This is a genomic window from Ornithinimicrobium sediminis, assembly GCF_021272345.1.
In the GTDB taxonomy this organism is placed as follows: Bacteria; Actinomycetota; Actinomycetes; order Actinomycetales; family Dermatophilaceae; genus Ornithinicoccus; species Ornithinicoccus sediminis_B.
In genome coordinates, this window is record NZ_JAJSDQ010000003.1 from 377,838 (window position 1) to 399,428 (window position 21,591).

Genomic DNA, 21,591 nt, shown 5'->3' on the forward strand with positions numbered 1-21,591 from the left:
GGACGTCAGCCCTGCCTGCGCAGCGCGGACTCCTTGTGCGCGGCCCGGCCGCCGGTCCTGTCCGACTCCACGATCCAGTAGGGGTCGTCCTCCGTGGGCCGGAACGTCTGACCCTCGAGCTCGAAGTCGGACGTGCGCTTCTGCACCACGGTGCCGGAGGTGCGGCCCTGCGGGGTGTTCCAGCTGACGGTGTCGCCTGTGCTCAGTGCCATGCAGGTGACGGTATGCCGCGCGCCCCGGTCCCGCAGGTCAGCCCGCGAAGTCGGCGGCCGGGACGTCCGGCTGGCCGTCCTCGATCGCCTGCACGATGCGGCGGGCGACCGCCTGCGGCTCCAGGCCCTGGGGCAGCGTCGGTGCCTCGCCGGCGAGCGGCCGGGTGGCCAGGCCGGTCTCCGTGTGTGGCGGGCGGGCGTCGATGACCGACACCTTCATCCTGCGCAGCTCCCTGACCAGTGCCTTGTCCGCCGCGGTCAGTGCAGCCTTGCTCGCGGCATACGCGCTCATACCCGGCATGGGCTGCTCGGCCACGACCGCGGAGATGTTGCAGACGAAGCCCCCCGACTCGGCGATGACGGGGGCGACCCGCCGGATCATCCACAGCGGGCCGATGACGTTGGTCATGAAGAGGTCCTCGACCACCGCGTCGTCGGTGTCGACCAGAGGGCCGAAGGCCACCACCCCGGCGGCGTTGACGACCCCGTCGAGCCGGCCGTAGGCCTCGCGGGCGGCCTGCACGATGCGCTCGCCGGCGGTGGCGTCGGTGAGGTCGGCGACGACCCGGGGGGCGTCGTCGAGGCCCACGGCGCGCAGCCGGTCCTCGTCGCGGCCGACCAGCACCACCCGGGCACCACGGCCCGCGAGGTCCTTCGCGATGAGCGATCCGAGGGCACCACTGGCCCCGACCACGGCGACAACGGCTCCGTCAAGCGTGTGACCTGCCATGTCACCACTGTAGGCAGGCAGGGTCGGCGGCCGTGCGCCGGGGCGGACGGGCCGCGTCCGGGCGTCGGCTCAGCCGGTGACGACCTCGTTGCCGGCGTCCGCCCAGGCGATGATGCCGCCGTCGAGGTGGTAGAGGTCGGTGAAGCCCTCGGACAGCATCCGCTGCACGGCCTGGCCGGAGCGGTTGTCGCTGCGGCAGTAGACGGCGTAGGTCGCGTCCTTGTCGAGCTCGCCGACGATGTCGCCGAACCCGGGGGAGCCGTGGTCGATGTTGACGGCCCCCTCGATGTGCCCCTCGGCGAACTCCTCGGGGGTGCGCACGTCGAGGATCGTCGTGCCGTCGTCGTTCATGTGGGCCTGGAAGTCCTCGGCCGAGACCTCCGCGCCGTTGACGGGCGGGAACGCCTCGGGCCCGCTGTCCTCCGCGGGGTCCGCGCTGTCGACCGTGGCGCTGTCGGCGGCCGGGGCCTGCGCGGCGTCGTCGCCGTCCGAGGAGCAGCCGGCCAGCAGGACGGCCACGGCGAGGGGGAGCACGAGAGTTCGGGCCGTCGAGGAGCGCATACCCCCAAGGGTATCGCACCGGGTGTGCGTCACGCTCATCCGCCCTCTGCCCGGCGGCGGACCTCGGCGGCCACCAGGCCGGGGTGCGTCTCCGGCAGCCAGTGGCCGGCGTCGACGTCGATGAAGCGGTAGTCGGCCGAGACGTAGTGCGAGGTCCGCTGGGCCGCCGCGCGCCCGAGCGCGACGTCGCCCCGGCCCCACACGTAGGTCGTCGGCACCCGGCTGCGACCGGTCCGCACCCTGCTCAGCGGCAGCGCGCGGTACCAGTTCAGCGGGCCGGTGAGCTCCCCCGGCGGGCTGAAGCGGACGGCATACCGGTGTGCGGGCTCCGGCGGCATGCCGCTGCGGCGGTAGAGCTGCTCCAGCCGCGGGCGCAGCACCCGCTCGGGTGCCCACGGCAGCTGGAAGGCCGCCATGTAGGCGCTCTGCAGCGCCTGACGGCTGTGCCGCAGCGACCACGCCAACGCGGCCGGGTGGGGAGTCGACAGCACCGTGACCGTCGCGACGCGGTCGGTATGGCGTGAGGCCAGGTGCCAGGCCACGGCGCCACCCCAGTCGTGGCCCACGACGTGGGCCTGCTCGAGCCCCGCGGCGTCCAGGAGCGCGACCACGTCGAGGCTGAGCTCGTCCAGGCCGTAGGCGCGCCGACCCTGCGGCCGGGCGGTGGCGGCATACCCCCGCTGGTCCGGGGCGAGGGTGCGCAGCCCGGCCTCGTGCAGGTGAGGGGTGACGGCCTGCCACGCGGTGGCGTCCTGGGGGAAGCCGTGGAGCAGGACGACGGCCTCCCCGCCGGGAGGACCCTCGTCGACGACCGGGAAGGTCAGCGCGCCCCTGGAGTAGGAGTCCACCGGCTCATTGTGCCCGACGTCGCAGGTCAGGACCAGGTCAGTGAGCGGGTCGCTCAGGTCCTCGGCCGGAGGAGGTCGTAGCGGCGACCGGTGACCTCGGTGACCTTGATGGCCACGAGGACGTAGCGGTCGTCGGCGACCCACGGGTGGATCGGCAGGTCCATGGCCTGCCGCGCGTCGTCGCCGTCCAGCTGCACGGCACGACCGCGGGCGACCACGCTCCAGGCCTGGCGCTCGCCGACCTGGTCGATCTCGAAGGCGACGTCGCCGTGCATCACGATGCCGAGCAGCTTGCTGCCCTCGGTGGTCCGGAAGACCAGCCGCTCCTGGTCGGGCAGGGCGACGTAGTTGATCGGCACGACATGCACCTCGTCCAGCAGGTGGTAGCCGAGGCGACCGAGCTCCTGGCTCGCCAGGAGCTCCCAGCACTCGGTGTCGGGGAGCTCGTTCTGCATGTCGTTCATCGCGCCTCCTCAGGTCCTGCCCTCACTCTAGGCAACGCCCTCGCGGGCCAGACAGGGTCCAAGGTCCTGTCCGGCCCGGCCGCCGGCGCGGGTAGCGTGACGGCGTGCGGATCATCGTGATCGGAGGCGTGGCCGGAGGCATGTCCGCGGCTGCGAGGATGCGCAGGCTCGACGAGTCGGCGCAGATCGTCGTGGTGGAGCGCAGCGGCCATGTGTCGTTCGCCAACTGCGGCCTTCCCTACCACGTGGGGGGTGTCATCGAGGACCGCTCGTCCCTGCTGCTGCAGACACCGGCCTCGCTGGGTGCGCGCTTCGGGCTGGACGTGCGCGTGCGCACCGAGGCGGTGGAGGTCGACCGGGAGCGGCGGGTCGTGCGCACCCGGCACGTCGGCACCGGGGAGACCGAGCAGTTGTCCTACGACGCGCTCGTGCTCTCTCCCGGCGCCCGTCCCGTGCGCCCGGACATCCCCGGCATCGAGCGGGCCCTGTCGCTGCGGGACATCGAGGACACCGACGCCATGGTGGCCCGCACCCGAGGGGCCCGGACGGCGGTGGTGGTCGGCGGCGGCTTCATCGGGGTCGAGGTGGCCGAGAACCTCGTGCACCTCGGGCTCGACGTGGCGGTCGTCGAGGCCGCCCCGCAGGTCATGGCTCCGCTGGACGTGGAGATGGTGGGCCCGGTGCACGACCGGATCCGCAAGAGCGGGGTGCGTCTGCACCTGGGCACGTCGGTGACCGCGGTCGGCGCCGAGGACGTGACCCTCGACAGCGGCGAGCAGCTGCCGGCCGAGGTCGTGGTGGTGGCCATCGGTGTGCGCCCCGACAGCACGCTCGCCGCGGCAGCCGGCCTGGAGACCGGGCCCTGCGGCGGCATCGTCGTCGACGAGCACCTGCGCACGAGCGACCCGCACATCTACGCGGTGGGTGACGCGGTGCAGAAGCGCGACGCCCTCGACGGGGCCGACGTGATGGTGCCGCTGGCCAACACCGCCAACCTGCAGGGGCGCCGGGTGGCCGACGTCATCGCGGGCCACGACACGGTCGACCGGCCGGTGCTGGCCACGGCGATCGTCGGGGTGTTCGGGCTGCAGGTCGCCACGACGGGCTGGAACGAGAAGCGGCTGCGGGCGGCCGGACGCCCCTACCGGGCGGTGCACACGCACCCGTCCTCGCACGCCACCTACTACCCCGGTGCCGACCAGATGCACCTCAAGCTGCTCCTGGACCCCGCGACGGACCTCGTCCTCGGCGGTCAGGGGGTCGGGCGGTCAGGCATCGACAAGCGCATCGACGTCATCGCCACCGCGATCGCGGGGGGTCTGACGGCGAGCTCCCTGATGGACCTCGAGCTGTCCTACGCCCCGCAGTTCGGTGCTGCCAAGGACCCGGTCAACATGCTGGGCTACGTCGCCGACAACATGCGCCGGGGTGTCACCCGCACGCTGCAGTGGCACGAGCTCGAGGACGCGGTCGCCGACGGCGCGACGGTGGTCGACGTGCGCACGGGCAGCGAGCACGCCCGCGGAGCCATCCCCGGGGCGGTGCTGCTGCCCGTCGACGAGCTGCGCCGGAGGGTGGACGAGCTGCCGGCGGGGCCGCTGGTCGTGCACTGTGCCGTCGGGGTGCGCGGTCACACGGCGGCGCGGCTGCTGACCCAGCTGGGCCGGGACGTCCGCAACCTCGACGGCGGCTACCTCACCTGGTCGGCCGGCCACGCGCTCGGACGTCCCTGACCCCGCGCCGTGCTGGGGGCCAGGGTGCGGCTCAGACGGCGGCGGCCTGCTGCTCGGCGATCTTGGCGCGGACCTCGTCCATGTCGAGCCCCTTGACCTGCGTGATGAGCGACTCCAGGGCGGCTCCCGGCAGCGCTCCGGGCTGGGCGAAGACGAGGATGCCCTCGCGGAACGCCATCAGCGTCGGGATCGAGGTGATCTGCGCGGCGGCGGCCAGCGAGCGCTCGGCCTCCGTGTCCACCTTGCCGAACACGATGTCGGGGTGCTGCTCGGAGGCCTTCTCGTAGACCGGGGCGAACATCCGGCACGGGCCGCACCACGCGGCCCAGAAGTCGACGAGCACGATGTCGTTCTTCAGGGTGCTCTCGAAGGTGTCCTGGGTGAGGTCGACTGTGGCCATGCTGGTGATCTCCTTCTGTGGGGGTGTCGCTCGCTCAACGATACCCCAGGGGGTATGTATTCCCCACCACGAACCAGCCGAACGGCCGGGCCGGCCACAGCCGGGACACGTAGCCGCGCTCGTCGTCGTCGAGCCGGAAGCCCGCGCTCTCCAGGCGGTGCGGCAGGTCGCGGTCGACGTGGCACCCACCGGCGAGCGGACCCCATACCGGCTGTATGCCGTGCTGCACCCGGGCGACCGCCGCCTCCGGGGCGAGGGAGTGCTCGACATAGAGCAGCCGGCCCCCGGGGCGCAGCACCCGGCGCATCTCGGCCAGTGCGCCGTCCAGGTCGGGGATCGTGCACATCGTCCAGGTCGAGACCACCGTGTCGACGGTGTCGTCCGGCAGCGGCAGCTCCGCGGCGTCGCGGGAGACCCGCTCCACCGGCCGCGCGAACGCCGCGACGCGGGGGGCGGCGCGGTCCCAGGCGACGTCCGAAGGCTCGGCCGCGAGCACCCGCTCCACCTGCGGGCCGTAGTGGGGGAGGTTGTGCCCCGAGCCGAAGCCGACCTCGAGCACGGTGCCCGTCGCGGCCGCGCAGACCCGCTCGCGCCAGGGGGCCGAGACGCGCTCGCTGAGGAACACGTCGACGAGCCGGGGCAGGGCCTGCTCTGTCCACCATCCACGCATGGGGAGAGCATCGCACCCCGGGGTGTGAGCACCTGCCGGCGCATACCCCATGGGGTACTAGCCTGAGGCCATGGCACGACTGGAGCACCTGCCCGTCACGCTCTTCTCCGCGGTCATGGGCCTCGGCGGCCTGTCGCTGGCCTGGCGCCGTGCCGCCGGGCTCTGGGACCTGCCGCAGTGGCCCTCGCAGCTGGCGTTCTGGCTTGCGCTGGGGGTCTTCGTGCTGGTTGCCGGGCTGTATGCCGTGAAGTGGGTGCGCTTCCCGGCGGCAGCCCGCGCCGAGGTCCGGCACCCGGTCCGGATGACCTTCGTCCCCACCATCTCGATCTCCGTGCTGCTGCTGGCCACCGCAGGGCAGGACCTCCTCGCCGGGCCGGCCGCGGTCGCCTGGTGGGTCGGAGCAGTCCTGCACCTGGTGCTCACGCTGCTGGTGGTCAGTGCCTGGTTCGCCCGGCCGGACATCTCGGTCGCCGTGGTGACGCCGGCCTGGTTCATCCCGGTCGTCGGCAACGTCGTGACCCCGCTGGCGGCCCGGGAGGTCGGTGACGTGGAGCTGGGGTGGTTCGCCTTCGGCATCGGCGTGGTCTTCTGGCTGGCACTGCTGCCGGTGCTCCTGCACCGCGTGCTGCTGCACGACCAGGCCCTGCCGGAGCGGCTGCTGCCGACACTGGCGATCTTCCTCGCGCCGCCGGCGGTCACCCTGCTGTCCTGGCAGGCGCTCACCGGGCAGACCGACGACGCCGTCTCGCGGGTGCTGCTGGCGGCGACCCTCGCCTTCACCGCGCTGCTCCTCGCGCAGGCCACCCGGCTGCGCCGCATCCCCTTCGCGCTGCCCTACTGGGCCTACTCGTTCCCGCTGGCGGCCGCGACCACCGCCACGCTGGCCATGGCGGACGCGCTGGGCTCCGCCGTCTACGCCGTCGTCGGCGCGCTCCTGCTGGCCGTCACGACGGTGCTGGTCGCCGTGGTGTCGGTGCTGACCGTGCGGGCCGCTGTCGCCGGGAGGATCTGCGTCCCCGAGCAGTGACGTTCGCGTGGCCCCCGCCCCGCGGCCGCGCCCCCTCAGCCGGCCCACTCGGACGACAGGACCGCCATGACCTCGGTGTCGACCCACGTGTCGTCGAAGCGCAGCGCCTCCCGCCGTGTCCCCTCGTGGACGAAGCCGACCTTCTCGTAGACCCGGCGCGCCCGGGGGTTGAAGGCATGCACCCCGAGCTCGATGCGGTGCAGCCCCAGCGTGTCGAAGCCGAAGCCCACGACGAGCCGCGCAGCCTCCGTGCCCAGCCCCCGGCCGCGGCCCGCGGGCCCGATGAGGGTGCGGAAGTTGCACGAGGCGCTGCCCTCGTCCCACTCGTTGAGGACCACCTCCCCGACGAGCTCGCCGGTGGCGCGGTCGACGACGGCCAGGTCGAGCCGGTCGGTCAGCCCGGCGCGGGTGCCGTACCACGCGCGCAGCTCCTCGACCGGGGGCGCGCCGGCGAGGGAGTCCGCCGTGGTGTGGGCGCTGCCGGTGAGCCGCACCACCTCGGGGTCCGCCAGGACCTGTGCCATCGCCTCCGCGTCGGTCACGGCGAAGGGCCGCAGCACCACGAGCTCGCCGGTCAGCACCGGTTGCAGGCCGTCGGGGTTCACAGCGCAGAGGGGATGTCGTCGCTCTCCGGCGCCGGGAGGCGCAGGTCGACCGTGAACCACGGGAGCATGAGCTGGGCCAGGGGGCCGATCGCCACCGCATACAGCACCGTGCCGAGGCCGACGGCACCGCCGAGCGCCCACCCGAGGGCGACCACCGTCACCTCCATGGCGGTGCGCACCAGGCGGATCGAGCGCCCCGAGACCCGGGACAGCCCGGTCATGAGCCCGTCGCGCGGACCCGGGCCGAGCTGGGAGCCGATGTACATCGCTGTGGCCATGCCGTTGAGGGTGATCCCGCCGACCAGCAGCACCCCCCGCACGGCGAGGTCCTCCACCGGCGGCACGAGGGCCAGCGTGATGTCGGCGGCGATGCCGACGAGGAAGGCGTTGGCGACCGTGCCCAGGCCCGGCATCTGCCGCAGCGGGACCCACATGAGCAGCACGGTGAGCGAGACCAGGATCGTCATCTGCCCGAAGCTGACCGGGATGTGCTGGATGAGGCCGGTGTGCAGCACGTCCCAGGGGATGACCCCGAGGGCGCCGCGGATGACCAGGGCCATCGACATGCCGTAGATCGCCAGGCCGACCACCAGCTGCACGAGGCGACGGGTCATCCGCCCGGCGCGCAGCTGCTGCAGGGGGCCGAGGTTGGCGAGCTGCCGGCGCTCGGGGGTCGGTCGGGACGACGTCATGCCTGCCAGTCTGGGCCAGGACCGGCCCACGCACCAAAGGCCCGGCCGTCTGTCCTCAGGCGAGCACGACGAAGACCAGGCCGGCGGCCCCGAGCACCATCGCGAGGGCGAGCAGCAGCACCATGGGCAGCGGGTCGACGTCGAACTCCGCGTGCCTGATCGCGTGCACGCCGACCCGGGTGCGGCGGTGCTGGGTGCCGGCGATCGTGAGCGCTGCCACCAGGGTGAGCAGGGGCATCAGCAGCAGCCACAGCCCGTAGAACTCCAGCCACCGCAGGAAGACCGCGCTCACCACGACACAGGCCAGGGCAGTCCGTGACCAGGCCAGTGTCGTGCGCTCGGGCTGCAGGCCGCGGTCGAGCTCGGCCGCGGTGCCGACCGGCGCAGGGCGGGGGATGCGGCGCCGGCGGTCCATCAGCGCAGGATCAGGTAGATCACGACGACCGAGCCGACCGCACCGCCGATGCCCAGCACCGGGGCGATCAGCGGCAGCGGGAGGGGCTGGCCGAGGCGCACGGCCCGCTCGATCCCGATCCAGCGCACGAAGGCGCCGCCGCTCACCAGCATGCCGAGCAGCAGGAGCAGCACGGCGACGGCCTTGCGGCCCGGCTCGGGGATCACCGCGAACGCCTCGATGGCGACCCCGGCGGCCTGGAGCGCCAGGCCGGTGCGGATCCAGGACAGGAAGGTGCGCTCGTTGGCCAGGCTCACCCGGGGGTCCGGGGTCTCGCCGTCCGGGAAGAGCCGGCGGGCCAGGCTGCCGCGGTGGTCCGCCGGACCGCCCGCGCCCTGGCCCGGCGGGTCCTGCGGAGTCGCGTCGCGTCTCCCCGCGTCGTGCGCAGCCTGCGGCTCGGGTGGGTGCGCCATGGTGCCCACGCTACTGCTGCCGCTGGGGACCCGGCCCGTGGTCGGTGGCGAACGACTCCAGCGTCGCGCGGGCCCCGTGCTCCTGCAGCTGTGCCAGCGCGGAGGTGTAGGCACTCGCGAAGTGCTTGTCGTGGGCGAGGCGGCCGAAGATGTCGGCATGCCTGAGGAAGGCCAGCGGGTCCTGCGCCTGCCGCGACGCCGAGGCCGTCAGGCGCGGGGCGTTGCGGTCCACCACCTCCAGCGGACGGCCCAGGTCGTCGCGGCCCTCCGCATACCGCGCCCACGCGGCGACCACCAGGGCCGCCCGGTCGACCGGCCCACCGCCGGCGAGGTTGGCGTGCACCACCGGCAGGACGAACTTCGGGATGCGGTCGCTGCTCTCGGCGCACAGCCGGGCCAGGGTGTCGCGCACCTCCGGGTTCGCGAACCGCTGCACGAGGGTCTGCCGGTAGGCGGTGAGGTCGGTGTCCGGGACCGGTGGCAGCGTGGGGGCGGCCTCGTGCTCCAGGTAGTCCAGCAGGAAGCCGGCGAAGAGCGGGTCCTGGCAGACCTCGTGGGTGTAGGTGTAGCCCGCGAGGGCGCCCAGGTAGCCCAGTGCCTGGTGGCCGCCGTTGAGCAGACGCAGCTTCATGAGCTCGAACGGGGCGACGTCGTCGACGACCTGCACGCCGGCCTCCTCCCACGGCGGCCGGCCCGCGGCGAAACGGTCCTCGAGCACCCACTGGGTGAACGGCTCGCAGACCACCGGCCAGCCGTCCTCGACCCCGGTGGACTCCCGGAGCAGGTCGACGTCCTCAGGGGTGGTGACCGGGGTGATCCGGTCGACCATCGAGTCCGGGAAGGTGACGTGCTCGTCGACCCAGTCGGCCAGCCCGGGGTCCTTGAGCCGCGCGAACGCGGTGAACACGCGCCGGGCGATGTCGCCGTTGCCCGGCAGGTTGTCGCAGGACATGACGGTGAACGGCCCGGTGCCGGCCGCACGGCGGGCGGCCAGCGCGGCGACGACGAGCCCGAAGGCCGTCGTCGGCGGCCCGTCACCGCGCAGGTCGGCCTGGATCGAGGGGTCGGCGGCGTCGAACTCCCCGGTGACCTGGTGCACCAGGTAGCCGCCCTCGGTGATCGTGAGCGAGACGATGCGCGTCGCCGGGTCGGCCATGGCGTCGACGACGGCCTGCGGGTCGTCCGGCGCCAGCAGCAGCTGCACGACCGCCCCGACGACGCGCGCCTCGCGGCGACCGTCGGCGTGCTTGGTGACCAGCGTGTAGAGGCCGTCCTGGGCGGTGAGCGTCTCCACGATGCGGCGGTCGTGCGGCAGCACGCCCACCCCGCAGATGCCCCAGTCGAGGGCTCCGGGGACCCCCTGCTCCATGAGCCGGTCGACGTACATCGCCTCGTGCGCGCGGTGGAAGCCGCCGACGCCCAGGTGGACGATCCCGCGGCGGACCTGTCGCCGGTCGTAGGACGGCACCGACAGCGCACCGGCAAGCTCAGGGAGGGTGCGCTCCTCCAGGCGAGGGCTCACGTGAGGTCTCCCATGGGGCACCCTTCTACCAGTTCCTCCCGCGCGGCGACACCCTCGACGAGCGGAGGGCCCCGGTCGGACGTCGCCCCACGCCCGGCTGCGGAGGCGATGGTGGCCCGCAGCCGCGTGTGCCGTAGGCTGGCGTCAGCAGCCCGCTGAGTCTTGCCGCGGGTTGCCGTTTTCTGCGGCGTGACAACGCATGAGCCGCGCGGCTCCCCCTCACGACGAGGCATGCCGGCGCGACGGGCGAGACCCCGCACCACCCTTCTTGGAGACCTTCTGTGTCCACCCGTTCCTTCGCCGACCTCGGCGTCCCCACCCGGCTGACCGATGCCCTGCACTCCCGCGGCATCCTCACCCCGACCCCCATCCAGGCGGCCACGCTGCCCGACTCCCTCGCCGGCCGCGACGTGCTCGGCCGCGGGCGCACCGGCTCGGGCAAGACCTACGCCTTCCTGCTGCCCCTCGTGGCCAGGCTCACCGACTCCCCGAGCCGGCGCGGCGCCAAGCGTCCCCGCTCCCTGATCCTGGCCCCGACCCGTGAGCTGGCCGGCCAGATCGCCGAGAGCCTGCAGCCGCTGGCGCAGGTGGCCGGCCTGCGCAGCACCACCGTCTTCGGCGGTGTCGGCAAGGGCCCGCAGATCCGCGCCCTGAGTGCCGGCGTCGACGTGCTCATCGCCTGCCCCGGCCGGCTCGAGGACCTCATGAGCACCGGCGACGTGATGCTGGACGCCGTCGAGGTCACCATCCTCGACGAGGCCGACCACATGGCCGACCTGGGCTTCCTGCCCGGTGTCAAGCGCATCATGGACCGCACCCCCCGCACGGGTCAGCGCATGCTCTTCTCCGCGACGCTCGACGGCGGCATCGACGTGCTGGTCAGGAAGTACCTCACCAACCCGGTCTCGCACAGTGCCGACAGCGCACAGTCGCCCGTGTCCACGATGGAGCACCACGTGCTGCACATCGCCGGCACCGACCGCCTCGACGTGCTCGCCGACCTGGCGAGCGCGCCGGGCCGCAGCCTGGTCTTCACGCGCACCAAGCACGGTGCCAAGAAGCTCGCCAAGCAGCTCAACGGCCGCGGTGTGCCCGCGGTCGAGCTGCACGGCAACCTCGCGCAGAACGCCCGCACCCGCAACCTGGAGGCATTCCACTCCGGTCGGGCCGCCACCCTGGTCGCCACCGACATCGCCGCGCGCGGCATCCACGTCGACGACGTCGGCCTGGTCATCCACGCCGACCCGCCGGTCGAGCACAAGGCCTACCTGCACCGTTCCGGGCGCACCGCCCGCGCCGGTGCCTCCGGCCGCGTGGTCACCCTGATGACCGACGAGCAGCAGCGCGACGTGCGTGCGCTCACCAAGGCGGCCGGAGTCACGGCCACCACGACCCGGGTGGCGGTCGGTCACCCGCTGCTCACCGAGCTGGCTCCCCGCCCCGCCGGCGGCGTCGCGCCGCAGGCGCCGATCGTGTTCGACACCCCGGCTCAGCCGCAGCGTCGCTCCGGCGGCAACGGCGGCGGTCGTCGCCAGGGCAGCGGCTCTGGACGCAGCAGCGGGTCCCCCCGCAGCGGCGCGGGCCGTGGCCAGGCCTCCTCGGGTCGCGGACAGGCCGGCTCACCGGGACGCGGTCAGCGCTCCGGTGGCGGCTCCCGCCGGGGCAGCGCCACGGCTGCTCGCTGACCGGCTGCACCGACGACGAAGGGCCCGGGTCACCCCGGGCCCTTCGTCGTCTGTTCTCAGGCGTCGGGTCTCAGGCGACGCGCGTCTGCGGTGCCGTCTCCCGCGTCCGGTTCGGGTCGCGCTCCACGATGTCACCGAGCACCTCGTCGATCCGGGCCATGACGGCGGGGTCGAGCCGCACCCCGGAGGCCTTGACGTTCTCGGCGACCTGCTCGGGCCGGGAGGCGCCGACCAGCGCGGCGGCCACGTTGTCGTTCTGCAGCACCCAGGCGACCGCCAGCTGGGCCATGCTCAAGCCGGCCTCGTCGGCGACCGGCTTGAGCTCCTGCACCCGCGACAGCACGTCGTCGCGCATGAACCGCTTGATCATGTCCGCGCCGCCCTTCTCGTCGGCTGCACGTGAGCCCTGTGGCGGCTGCTGGCCCGGCAGGTACTTGCCGGACAGCACGCCCTGCGCCATCGGGCTCCACACGATCTGCGAGACGCCGAGCTCGGCGGAGGTCGGCACGACCTCGCCCTCGATGACCCTCCAGAGCATGGAGTACTGCGGCTGGCTCGAGATGAGCTGGAAGCCGAGCTCCGTGGACAGCGCCACACCCTCGCGGATCTGGTCGGCCGTCCACTCGCTCACCCCGATGTAGAGCGCCTTGCCCTGCCGCACGATGTCGGCGAAGGCCTGCATGGTCTCCTCCAGCGGCGTCTCCGTGTCGTAGCGGTGGGCCTGGTAGAGGTCGACGTAGTCGGTCTGCAGCCGCTGCAGCGAGCCGTCGATCGACTCCATGACGTGCTTGCGGGACAGGCCGGTGTCGTTCTTGCCCTTGGGACCGGTGGGCCAGTAGACCTTCGTGAAGATCTCCAGGCTCTCGCGCCGCTCGCCCTTGAGGGCCTCACCCAGCACCGACTCCGCCACGGTGTTGGCGTAGACGTCGGCGGTGTCGAAGGTCGAGATGCCCTCGTCGAGCGCGGCGCGCACACACTGTGTCGCGACGTCGTTCTCCACCTGCGAGCCGTGGGTGAGCCAGTTGCCGTAGGTGATCTCGGAGATCTTGAGACCGCTGTTGCCGAGGTATCTGAATTCCATGCCCTCACCGTATGTCGCCGCGCGGCACCGTGCGCGGCCCCACCCCTGCGGAGGTGGCGGAACCGCGGTGCCCACCGTAGTGTCGAAGGTCGGTCCATCCCCGCCGGCGACCGTGGCGTCACCGGCACCTACCCAAGGAGACGTCCCATGTTCCGCAGTCTCGTCCGCGCCGCCCCGCTGCTCTTCGCCGGCTACAAGTTCCTGCAGCGTCGCCGTGCCAGGAACACCGAGGCCGGCGGCGCCCCCGCCGCCGGGCAGTCGCGCTGACCCACCCGACGCATGCGGTTCGACCCGTATGCCGTGTCGCCCGGCGAGCACGACGGGGACGGCCCGCGGCTGCGTGCCGACGTCCGTGCCGTCCTGGCCTCGCGGGCGTCGCGGGAGGACGTCGTGCCGCAGGCCCTGGACCTGGCGCGCCGGTGGGGCACCCGGCTGCCGGGCCCGGGGTGCGGAGCCACCCGTGAGCTCTGGGAGCACCTCGCCGCAGTGGCGGCCGCCGACCTGACGGTGGCCAGGGTGCTCGAGCCGCACCTCGACGCGCTGGCCGTCCTGGGCCAGGCGCGTGCCGACGGGCACCCGGTGCCGGCCGGCGCCGGGTCGCTCACCTGGGGGATCTTCGCCGCCGAGGGCCCCGGCACACGTGTCGAGGCACACCGGGACGACGACGGCACCTGGCGGCTCACGGGACGCAAGCCGTGGTGCTCCCTGGCCGGGCACCTCGACGCCGCCCTGGTCACCGCCTGGAGCAGTCCCGACGAGCGCAGGCTCTACGCCGTCGACCTGCGCCGTCCCGAGGTCACCGTCGTCGACGAGGCCGGCTGGGTCGCCCGCGGGCTGTCCGACGTCGCCAGCGGCCCGGTCGACCTCCACGGGGCGGTCGCCACCCCCGTGGGACCGGCTGGGTGGTACCTCGACCGGCCCGGGTTCGCCTGGGGCGGGATCGGCGTGGCCGCCTGCTGGTGGGGTGCCGCTGCGGGGCTGGCACAGGCGCTGGCCGACCAGGCGTCCCGCCGGGAGCTCGACCAGGTCGGCCGGATGCACCGGGGTGCCGTGGACGCGCTGCTGCACAGTGCCGGGGCCACCCTGGCGCTCGCCGCGCAGGCCGTCGACGACGGTGCAGCGGAGGGCCCCGCCGGTGCGGCGCTGGCCCTGCGGGTGCGCCGCACCGTGCGGGTCACCGCCGAGGAGACCCTCGAGCGGGCCGCTCGCGCGCTGGGTCCGGGCCCGCTGGCCACCGACGACACCCACGCACGCCGGGTCGCCGACCTGCAGCTCTACGTGCGTCAGGAGCACGCGGAGCGTGACGAGGCCGCGCTCGGCCGGCTCCTGGAGGACGCCCCGGCCCTCCCGACCGCCTGGGCCCCTTCGTGAACGTCGAGCCACGGCGGCCGCCGGCCTTCGACCACCGCGACGTGGGCACCTCCGCGCAGGTCTGGCGGGAGGCCGCGCAGTGGCAGGCCCTGCCGCTTGCCGGCATACCCGGGCACGCCGGCCGGCTCGTGGTGGTCGCAGCGCACCCCGACGACGAGACCCTCGCCGCCGGTGGCCTGGTCGCGCTCGCGGGACGCGCCGGCCTCGCGGTCGACGTGGTCGTGGCGACCGACGGGGCGGCCTCGCACCCGGACTCCCCGACCCACACGCGTGAGCAGCTCGCGGTGCTGCGTGCACGGGAGGTGACCGCCGCCGTGCACACCCTCGCCCCCGCGGCGCGGCTGCACCTGCTGGGGCTGCCGGACGGCGACCTGGCCGACCACGTGGCGCTGCTCGCCGAGCGGGTGGTCGACCTCGTCGGCACCCGCGGTGGTGAGACCTTGCTGGTCGCCACCTGGCAGGGTGACGGCCACCCCGACCACGAGGCCGCCGGCGCCGCAGCCCGCACGGCGGCGTGGCGCACCGACGCCACCCTGTGGCAGTCACCCCTCTGGCTGTGGTCCTGGGGCGGTCCGGAGGACCTGCCCTGGGAGACCGCACACCTCGTGCCGCTGCCCGCCGACGTGGTCCGGCTCAAGACCGAGGCGGTCGGCCAGCACCTCTCGCAGGTGGCCCCCCTCTCGGAGCGCCCCGGGGACGAGACGCTGCTGGCACCGACCTTCCTGGAGCACTTCCGGGGTGACGCCGAGCTCTACCTCGAGGTCGCCCCCGACCGCTCGTCGCCCTTCGACGCGCTGCACCTCGCCCTGTCCGACCCCTGGGAGGTGCGCTCGTCCTGGTACGAGCGCCGCAAGCGCGCCGTCACCCTGGCCAGCCTGCCGCACGAGCGCTACGACCGGGCCATCGACGTCGGCTGCTCCGTGGGAGAGCTGAGTGCCGAGCTCGCCGCGCGCTGCGGATGGCTGCTCGCCGTCGACGAGAGCGCCGTCGCGGTGCGGCAGGCGCACCACCACCTGATCGTGCACCGTGGCGTGGAGGTGTGCCGCCTCGACCTTCCCGAGGAGTGGCCGGAGCGGTCTCTCGACCTGGTGGTCGTGTCCGAGACGGGCTACTTCCTGAGCCCCGCCCGGCTCGACGCCCTCATCGGCTGCATCCGGCGGTCGCTGGCCCCCGGCGGGGTGGTGCTGGCGTGCCACTGGCGGCACGAGATCCGCGGCTGGCCCCTGGACGGGCCGCAGGTCCACGAGCGGCTGCACGCCGGGCTCGCGCTCCGGCGGGTGGTGCAGCACGATGACGAGGACTTCGAGCTGGCGGTGTGGCAGGACGACCGGGAGGACGGATGAGCGGGGCGGTGCGACAGGTGCTCGTGGTGGTGCCGGCGCGGGACGAGGAGGCGCTCGTGGGCGGGTGTCTGGACTCCCTGGAGGCGGCGGTGGGGCACCTGCAGGCGTCGCGGCACGCCTGTCGGGTGCGGGTGGTGGTCGCGCTCGACACCTGCACCGACGCGACCGCCGCCGTGGTGGCACAGCGGCCCTGGGTGCACGCGGTGCGCGTCGACCTCGGCGTGGTGGGAGCGGTGCGGGCCGCGGGGGTGGCCGCCGGCCTGCGGCTGCTGGCCGTGACGGGCAGTGTCCCTCCGGGTGAGCGGGTCTGGCTGGCGCACACAGACGCCGACACCCGGGTGCCGCTCGGGTGGCTGACCAGCCAGGTGGCACTGGCCGCGCGGGGGGTCGACCTCGTCGTGGGCTCGGTCGAGCCGGACCCGCTGGACCTGGAGCCCACGGTGCTGGCGGTCTGGCACGCCAGGCACGTGCTGAGGGAGGGCCACGGGTTCGTGCACGGTGCCAGCATCGGGGTGCGGCTGAGCAGCTATGCGGAGGTCGGTGGCTTCCGGCCGCTCGTGGTGCACGAGGACGTCGACCTGGTGCGGCGGGTCCGGGCCACCGGTGCGGTCTGGCGCAGCACCGACCGGGCCAGGGTGCGCACGTCGGGCCGTCGTCAGGGCCGGCTCAGCGGTGGCTTCGCCGACGTCCTGGCGGCGACCGACCCCGCCGTCTGAGGGCCCGACGGCCTCCGCGGGTCAGCGGACGATGCGCCGCCCCCGGTCGGGGGTCAGACCGTGCTCCACGCCCCACAGCACGGCCTTGGTGCGGCTGTCGACGCCCATCTTGCGGTAGGCCGCCTTGATGTAGGACTTCACGGAGTTGATGCTCAGGTAGCTGCGCTCGGCGATCTCCTGGTTGGACAGCCCCTGGGTGATCAGCGCGACGACCTCGGCCTCACGCGCGGTCAGCCCCTGCTCGCGGCCCGGCCAGTCGCCGGCCGTGGGGCCCTCGCTCGGCTCGTGGTCATCGTCCTCACCCGGCTCGTCGTCCGGGTCTCCGGTGAGCACCACGACCTCCCCACGGTGGACCCGCTCCAGGGCGTCGACGAGCTCCTCGGCGCTGAGCGTCTTGGACAGGTAGCCCGCGACCCCCTTCTCCAGGGCCGTGGAGACCAGGGCCGCCTGGACGTTCCAGGTGTAGACCACGACCTTGCCGGCCCACGGGCTCGCGAGGATGCGGTCGATGGCGTCCCGGTCGACCTGCGGCTGGGAGAAGGTGTCGTAGAGGGTGACGTCGACCGGCTGCCCGACCGGCATGTTCATGTCGAGCTCGGCCACCTCCACCCGTACGCCGTACGGCGCGAGCATCCGCTCGAGCCCCTGCACGACGACCTCGTAGTCGTTGGCCAGCGCGACGGTGACCGCCGCGCGGCCCTCGTCCCGCGCGGTGCTCGTCGTCTCGGTCTGGGACTGGGTCATGGTCCCCAGGCTACCCGCGGGTCGTCTCGGCCCGGTTGTCCCTCCGTGCCCGATGTGCGCGCGGGTGGCGGTGTCGACCCGTGCACCGGAGCGCGGAGCGGGCACCGGCGGGCGACGGACCGGGCGTGCCGGCACCCCGGCGAGATCCCACCCCTACAGGTGTGGCGGGGGTCCGGCACGCGGACGTAACGTCAAATGTTCGCCTGTCCAACCCTTGCAGGCACCCGCACCCCGTTCCGAGAGGATGCGACCCGTCTCGTGCACATCGCCCTGATCGCGCACTCCCGTCATCCTATCGCCGAGCCCTTCGCCGGCGGTCTGGAGTCGATGACGTGGCACCTGGCCCGCGCCCTGCTGCGCCGGGGGCATGAGGTGACCCTTTTCGCCGCCGAGGGCAGCGAGCCCGTGGAGGGTCTGCACCGTCTGCAGGTCGAGCCGCTGCGGCTCAGCGAGCGTGCCCAGCGCGACCCGTCGATGCCGGCCCTGGAGATGGTCCAGTCCCACCACGCCTACCTGCAGGTCCTGCGCCAGCTCGCCCGCCACCCGGGCATCGACCTGGTGCACAACAACAGCCTGCACTACCTCCCGCTGGTCATGGCCGAGACGGTGCCGGCGCCCATGCTCACGACGCTGCACACCCCGCCGACCCCCTGGCTGGAGTCGGCCCTGGGCGTCGTGCGTGCGGACGGTATGCGGTTCGCCGCGGTCAGCGAGCACACCGCCGACTCCTGGGGGCACCTGGTCGACGCCGACGTCCTGCCCAACGGGGTGGACACCGACCTGTGGACCCCCGGACCCGGCGGCGACGACCTCGTCTGGTCGGGCCGGATGGTGCCGGAGAAGGCCCCGCACCACGCCATCGAGGCGGCCCGTCGGGCCGGGATGCGGCTGCGTCTGGCCGGTCCGGTCTCCGACCCGGGCTACTTCCGCTCCGAGGTCGAGCCCCTGCTGCACGACGACGTCACCTACGTCGGGCACCTCGACCGCGACGAGCTCACCGCTCTTGTGGGCTCGAGCGCTGCCGCCCTGGTCACGCCGGTCTGGGACGAGCCCTACGGTCTGGTGGCTGCCGAGGCGCTGGCCTGCGGCACGCCGGTGGCCGGCTACGCCCGCGGCGGACTGCCGGAGGTCGTCGGGCCACATGTCGGCCGGCTGGTCGCGGCCGACGACGTGGCCGCGCTCGCCGAGGCGCTCCCGGAGGTCGTGCGCCTGTCGCGGAGCGCCGCCCGACGTCATGCTCTGGAGCGCTGCTCGCTGGACGTCATGGTCGAGCGCTACCTGCAGGTCTACGCCCTCACCGCGCTGCGTGATGCCGCATGATCGGCCTCTACCTGCACCACCAGGGCTCCGGGCACCGCACCCGGGGTGCCCAGGTCGCCCGTGAGCTGGAGACCCTGGCGCCCGGCGGGGTCACCGGTCTGGGCACCGGCCCGGCCCCACCAGCCTGGCCCGGCGCCTGGGTCGAGCTGGCCCGCGACGACGACCCGGTCCCGCTGCGCACCGGCCCCGAGCACGCCGACGTCGCCGCCTCCGGCGTGCTGCACTGGGCACCCCGGCAGCACCCGGGCCTGCTGCGCAGGCACGAGCAGGTCGTCTCCTGGCTGGCCCGCGAGCGGCCGAGCGCCGTCGTCGTCGACGTCTCCGTCGAGATCGCCCTGCTGGTGCGCCTCTGCGGCATCCCCGTCGTGGTCACCGCCCTGCCCGGGGAGCGCTGGGACCGTCCGCACCGCACCGCATACGACCTGGCGGACCACCTCCTGGCCACCTGGCCCGCGGGCACCCACGACCGGGAGTGGCCGGAGTCGTGGCGTGCCAAGACCTGGCACGTGGGGCCGCTCTCGCGCTTCGCCGACCGCGTGCCGCCGCCGGTCCGCCGGACCCCGCAGCGCCCGCGCCGCGTCCTCGTGCTCTGGGGTGAGGGCGGCACCGACGTCACCCCAGACGAGCTCGCCCGCGCCCGCGCCGCGACGCCCGGCTGGCGGTGGACGGTCGTGGGCGGCGCCCACCCGCCGGCCGCCGACCTGTGGGCCGAGCTGGGTGAGGCCGACGTCGTCGTGACCCACGCCGGGCAGAACGCCGTCGCCGACGTGGCTGCCGCCCGGCGTCCGGCCGTCGTCGTCGCGCAGCGCAGGCCTTTCGGCGAGCAGGAGGCCACCGCCCGCGCGGTCCGCCGGCTGGGCGTCGCCGAAGGTCTTCCCGCCTGGCCCCAGGCCCAGGAGTGGGCCCACGTCCTCGACAGCGCCCTGGCCCGTGGCGGCCAGGGATGGGCCCGGTGGCAAAAACCCGGGGCGGCCGCCGACGCCGCCCACCTGCTGCACCGGACCTACGCCACCCCCCACCTGCAGGAGATCCGATGAACGACCGCCCGCGCATCGCCGTCTTGACCCTGGTCCACAAGCGCCACCAGCACCTGCTCCACCAGGTCGACGGGCTCAGCCTGAACACCTGGACCCCTGACCTCCACGTCGTCGTCGCGATGGGTGACCGTGACCTGGCCCGACGACGGCTGCCCATCACCACCGACCGCTGGGACACGCTCGTCCCGACGATCCCCGTGCCGCGCGCAGGCCTGCCGCTGGCCGCGGCGCGCAACCTCGCCGCCCGGGCGGCCAGGGATGCTGGTGCCGAGGTGCTCGTCTTCCTCGACGTCGACTGCATCCCCGGGCCCCGTCTGGTCCAGTCGTATGCCGAGGCCGTCACCGTGGCGCAGCGCCCGAGCCCGGCCCTGTGGTGCGGCGACGTGGCCTACCTGGAGGCGCCACCGGTCAACGGCTACCCCGTGGCCGGCGACCTGGAGGCGCTGGCGACCCGCCGGCCCGACCGGCCCCACCTCCGCCCGGGTGAGGCGATGGAGGAGCCGGAGTTCGAGCACTTCTGGTCCTTGTCCTTCGCCATGTCCACCGCCGACTTCGACGCCTCGGGTGGCTTCTGCGAGAAGTACGTCGGGTACGGCGGGGAGGACACGGACTTCGCCCAGGTGGTGCGTGCCCAGGGCGGCAGCCTGACCTGGCTGGGCGGCGCCACGGCATACCACCAGCACCACGACAGCGAGACCCCGCCGGTGCAGCACCTCGACGCGATCCTGCGCAACGCCGCCGTCTTCTACGAGCGGTGGGGCACCTGGCCGATGCGGGGCTGGCTGGAGGAGTTCGAGCGGCGCGGGCTGGTGACGACGGACGACCAGGGGCGCTGGGTGAAGGCGTCGTGAGGCCGGTGCGCGTCCTGTCAGTCCCCGCGGGGCACCGGTATGTCGCGCACCTGGCGCACCCGGACCGCGCCGACGGGGTGGTCCGGCTGCCCGACCCGCCGGTCCCCGGAGCGGCGCCGGGGGTGTGGTGGCCTCCGGTCGCCCTGGACCCGCAGTGGCTGCGTGACCACGCCCCCGAGCTCGACCTGGTGCACCTGCACTTCGGCTTCGAGTCAGCCGCGCCCGGCCGGCTGCGGGAGTGGACCGCGGTGCTGCGCGATCTCGGCCTGCCCTGGGTGCTGACCGTGCACGACCTCACGAACCCGCACCTGGTCGACCAGAGCCGGCATGCCGAGCACCTCGACGCGCTGGTGCCCGCCGCCGACGCCCGGGTCACTCTCACCCCGGGTGCCGCACACCGCATCGAGGAGGAGTGGAACGTGCCCTCCCACGTGGTGCCGCACCCGCACATGGCGCCGCTGGAGCGGGTCGGGCGCCGGCGCTGCGGACCGGCCCGGCCGATGCGGGTGGGGGTGCACCTGAAGAGCCTGCGCGCCCACGTCGACGGGGTCGGCGTGGTCGACGCCCTGGCGCGGGCCTGTGCGGCACCGGCGCTGCGCGAGGAGGTGCGGCTCGTCGTGCACGTGCACGAGGAGGTGCGCGACCCGTCCTGCGCGCGTCACGACGCCGACCTGGTCGCCCTGCTCGACGAGGTCGCGGCGCAGGGGTCCGGCGAGGTCCGCTGGGTGTCGCCGATGGACGACGAGGAGTTCTGGGCCTACCTGTCCTCGCTCGACGTCAGCGTCCTGCCCTACGCCTGGGGCACCCACTCGGGGTGGCTGGAGGAGTGCCGCGACCTCGGCACCGCGGTCCTCGCCCCGGACGTCGGCCACTACGCCGAGCAGGGCCCGGTGACGACCTACCGGCGCACCGACCAGGGCCCGCACGTCGCCGACCTCGAGCGTGCCCTGCTGCACCTGCGCTGCCGCCGGCCGCGTGCGGTGACCGCAGCCTTCCGTCGCGCCCAGCGCCGCCAGATCGCCCACGCCCACCAGCAGGTCTACCGCGCGGTGCTGGGTCGGCACGGTCGCTGGGTGCCTGCCTGAGCCGACCCGGCTTCCGGGCAGGTGGAG

General features: G+C 74.0%; 24 protein-coding genes. 10 read left to right on the forward strand and 14 right to left on the reverse strand.

Annotation, left to right across the window (positions count from 1 at the left end):
• Positions 1-5 precede the first annotated feature (5 nt).
• The 5 genes from LVO85_RS09580 to LVO85_RS09600 all read right to left on the reverse strand — a co-directional run bounded on the left by LVO85_RS09580 (position 6) and on the right by LVO85_RS09600 (position 2,815).
• A complete protein-coding gene (locus tag LVO85_RS09580) occupies positions 6-212 on the reverse strand; it encodes a hypervirulence associated TUDOR domain-containing protein (protein WP_232747212.1) in 207 nt (68 codons plus the stop codon).
• A 37-nt stretch (positions 213-249) separates the two neighbouring features.
• A complete protein-coding gene (locus LVO85_RS09585) occupies positions 250-942 on the reverse strand; it encodes an SDR family NAD(P)-dependent oxidoreductase (protein WP_232747214.1) in 693 nt (230 codons plus the stop codon).
• A gap of 69 nt (positions 943-1,011) precedes the next feature.
• Positions 1,012-1,503 carry a rhodanese-like domain-containing protein gene (locus tag LVO85_RS09590; RefSeq protein WP_232747216.1) on the reverse strand — a complete coding sequence of 164 codons (492 nt, stop codon included), beginning with the start codon at positions 1,501-1,503 and terminating at the stop codon, positions 1,012-1,014.
• Positions 1,504-1,538: 35 nt separating this feature from the next.
• Complete coding sequence (locus LVO85_RS09595; protein ID WP_232747218.1) at positions 1,539-2,351, reverse strand: alpha/beta fold hydrolase; 813 nt, start codon at positions 2,349-2,351, stop codon at positions 1,539-1,541.
• Positions 2,352-2,404: 53 nt separating this feature from the next.
• A complete protein-coding gene (locus LVO85_RS09600) occupies positions 2,405-2,815 on the reverse strand; it encodes a pyridoxamine 5'-phosphate oxidase family protein (protein ID WP_232747219.1) in 411 nt (136 codons plus the stop codon).
• 104 nt (positions 2,816-2,919) lie between these two features.
• Here LVO85_RS09600 and LVO85_RS09605 point away from each other — a divergent pair, with 104 nt between their 5' ends.
• Positions 2,920-4,548 (forward strand): FAD-dependent oxidoreductase, encoded by a 1,629-nt coding sequence (locus LVO85_RS09605; protein WP_232747221.1) that lies wholly within the window; start codon positions 2,920-2,922, stop codon positions 4,546-4,548.
• A 31-nt stretch (positions 4,549-4,579) separates the two neighbouring features.
• On the opposite strand, the gene trxA is transcribed toward LVO85_RS09605, so the two are convergent.
• Complete coding sequence (gene trxA / locus LVO85_RS09610) at positions 4,580-4,948, reverse strand: thioredoxin (protein ID WP_232747223.1); 369 nt, start codon at positions 4,946-4,948, stop codon at positions 4,580-4,582.
• A 34-nt stretch (positions 4,949-4,982) separates the two neighbouring features.
• Positions 4,983-5,618, reverse strand: coding sequence for a class I SAM-dependent methyltransferase (locus LVO85_RS09615; protein ID WP_232747225.1), 636 nt, complete (start codon positions 5,616-5,618; stop codon positions 4,983-4,985).
• Between the two features lie 70 nt (positions 5,619-5,688).
• On the opposite strand from LVO85_RS09615, the gene LVO85_RS09620 reads away from it, so the two are divergent.
• Entirely contained in the window at positions 5,689-6,645 is a 957-nt protein-coding gene (locus tag LVO85_RS09620) for an SLAC1 anion channel family protein (protein ID WP_232747226.1), read from the forward strand.
• Between the two features lie 35 nt (positions 6,646-6,680).
• On the opposite strand, the gene LVO85_RS09625 is transcribed toward LVO85_RS09620, so the two are convergent.
• From LVO85_RS09625 to LVO85_RS09645, 5 genes are read right to left on the reverse strand one after another with little or no spacing between them, the layout of a single operon-like run.
• Positions 6,681-7,250, reverse strand: coding sequence for a GNAT family N-acetyltransferase (locus LVO85_RS09625; protein ID WP_232747228.1), 570 nt, complete (start codon positions 7,248-7,250; stop codon positions 6,681-6,683).
• Entirely contained in the window at positions 7,247-7,942 is a 696-nt protein-coding gene (gene yczE, locus LVO85_RS09630) for a membrane protein YczE (RefSeq protein ID WP_232747230.1), read from the reverse strand. The genes LVO85_RS09625 and yczE overlap by 4 nt, the downstream gene beginning before the upstream one ends.
• Before the next feature lie 55 nt (positions 7,943-7,997).
• Positions 7,998-8,357 (reverse strand): DUF202 domain-containing protein, encoded by a 360-nt coding sequence (locus LVO85_RS09635; RefSeq protein ID WP_232747231.1) that lies wholly within the window; start codon positions 8,355-8,357, stop codon positions 7,998-8,000.
• Positions 8,357-8,809 carry a YidH family protein gene (locus tag LVO85_RS09640; RefSeq protein ID WP_232747233.1) on the reverse strand — a complete coding sequence of 151 codons (453 nt, stop codon included), beginning with the start codon at positions 8,807-8,809 and terminating at the stop codon, positions 8,357-8,359. Before LVO85_RS09640 ends, LVO85_RS09635 begins: the two co-directional genes overlap by 1 nt.
• Positions 8,810-8,819: 10 nt before the next feature.
• Positions 8,820-10,331 (reverse strand): mannitol dehydrogenase family protein, encoded by a 1,512-nt coding sequence (locus LVO85_RS09645; RefSeq protein WP_232747234.1) that lies wholly within the window; start codon positions 10,329-10,331, stop codon positions 8,820-8,822.
• 281 nt (positions 10,332-10,612) lie between these two features.
• Here LVO85_RS09645 and LVO85_RS09650 point away from each other — a divergent pair, with 281 nt between their 5' ends.
• Positions 10,613-12,016, forward strand: a complete 1,404-nt coding sequence (locus tag LVO85_RS09650; RefSeq protein WP_232747235.1) for a DEAD/DEAH box helicase — start codon at positions 10,613-10,615, stop codon at positions 12,014-12,016.
• 70 nt (positions 12,017-12,086) lie between these two features.
• Here LVO85_RS09650 and LVO85_RS09655 read toward each other — a convergent pair whose 3' ends face one another.
• Positions 12,087-13,097 (reverse strand): aldo/keto reductase family protein, encoded by a 1,011-nt coding sequence (locus LVO85_RS09655; RefSeq protein ID WP_232747238.1) that lies wholly within the window; start codon positions 13,095-13,097, stop codon positions 12,087-12,089.
• A 279-nt stretch (positions 13,098-13,376) separates the two neighbouring features.
• Between LVO85_RS09655 and LVO85_RS09660 the strand changes: the two genes are divergently transcribed.
• Genes LVO85_RS09660 through LVO85_RS09670 form a run of 3 tightly spaced genes read left to right on the forward strand, consistent with a single transcriptional unit; the run spans position 13,377 to position 16,527 of the window.
• Entirely contained in the window at positions 13,377-14,468 is a 1,092-nt protein-coding gene (locus LVO85_RS09660; RefSeq protein WP_232747239.1) for an acyl-CoA dehydrogenase, read from the forward strand.
• The gene (locus LVO85_RS09665) at positions 14,465-15,811 is read left to right on the forward strand and encodes a bifunctional PIG-L family deacetylase/class I SAM-dependent methyltransferase (protein ID WP_232747241.1); all 1,347 of its coding nucleotides are present in this window, start codon (positions 14,465-14,467) and stop codon (positions 15,809-15,811) included. The genes LVO85_RS09660 and LVO85_RS09665 overlap by 4 nt, the downstream gene beginning before the upstream one ends.
• Positions 15,808-16,527, forward strand: coding sequence for a glycosyltransferase (locus tag LVO85_RS09670; RefSeq protein WP_232747243.1), 720 nt, complete (start codon positions 15,808-15,810; stop codon positions 16,525-16,527). Before LVO85_RS09665 ends, LVO85_RS09670 begins: the two co-directional genes overlap by 4 nt.
• A gap of 21 nt (positions 16,528-16,548) precedes the next feature.
• Here LVO85_RS09670 and LVO85_RS09675 read toward each other — a convergent pair whose 3' ends face one another.
• The gene (locus tag LVO85_RS09675; protein ID WP_232747245.1) at positions 16,549-17,271 is read right to left on the reverse strand and encodes a response regulator transcription factor; all 723 of its coding nucleotides are present in this window, start codon (positions 17,269-17,271) and stop codon (positions 16,549-16,551) included.
• Between the two features lie 258 nt (positions 17,272-17,529).
• Here LVO85_RS09675 and LVO85_RS09680 point away from each other — a divergent pair, with 258 nt between their 5' ends.
• The 4 genes from LVO85_RS09680 to LVO85_RS09695 are packed head-to-tail and all read left to right on the forward strand — an operon-like array spanning position 17,530 to position 21,564.
• Entirely contained in the window at positions 17,530-18,591 is a 1,062-nt protein-coding gene (locus LVO85_RS09680) for a glycosyltransferase family 4 protein (protein WP_232747247.1), read from the forward strand.
• On the forward strand, positions 18,588-19,628 hold the full coding sequence (locus LVO85_RS09685) for a glycosyltransferase (RefSeq protein ID WP_232747248.1): 1,041 nt from the start codon (positions 18,588-18,590) through the stop codon (positions 19,626-19,628). The genes LVO85_RS09680 and LVO85_RS09685 overlap by 4 nt, the downstream gene beginning before the upstream one ends.
• Positions 19,625-20,479: a glycosyltransferase family 2 protein gene (locus LVO85_RS09690; RefSeq protein ID WP_232747250.1), complete on the forward strand. Its 855-nt coding sequence runs from the start codon at positions 19,625-19,627 to the stop codon at positions 20,477-20,479. Before LVO85_RS09685 ends, LVO85_RS09690 begins: the two co-directional genes overlap by 4 nt.
• A gap of 5 nt (positions 20,480-20,484) precedes the next feature.
• Entirely contained in the window at positions 20,485-21,564 is a 1,080-nt protein-coding gene (locus LVO85_RS09695) for a glycosyltransferase family protein (protein WP_232747252.1), read from the forward strand.
• The last annotated feature ends 27 nt before the right edge of the window (positions 21,565-21,591 follow it).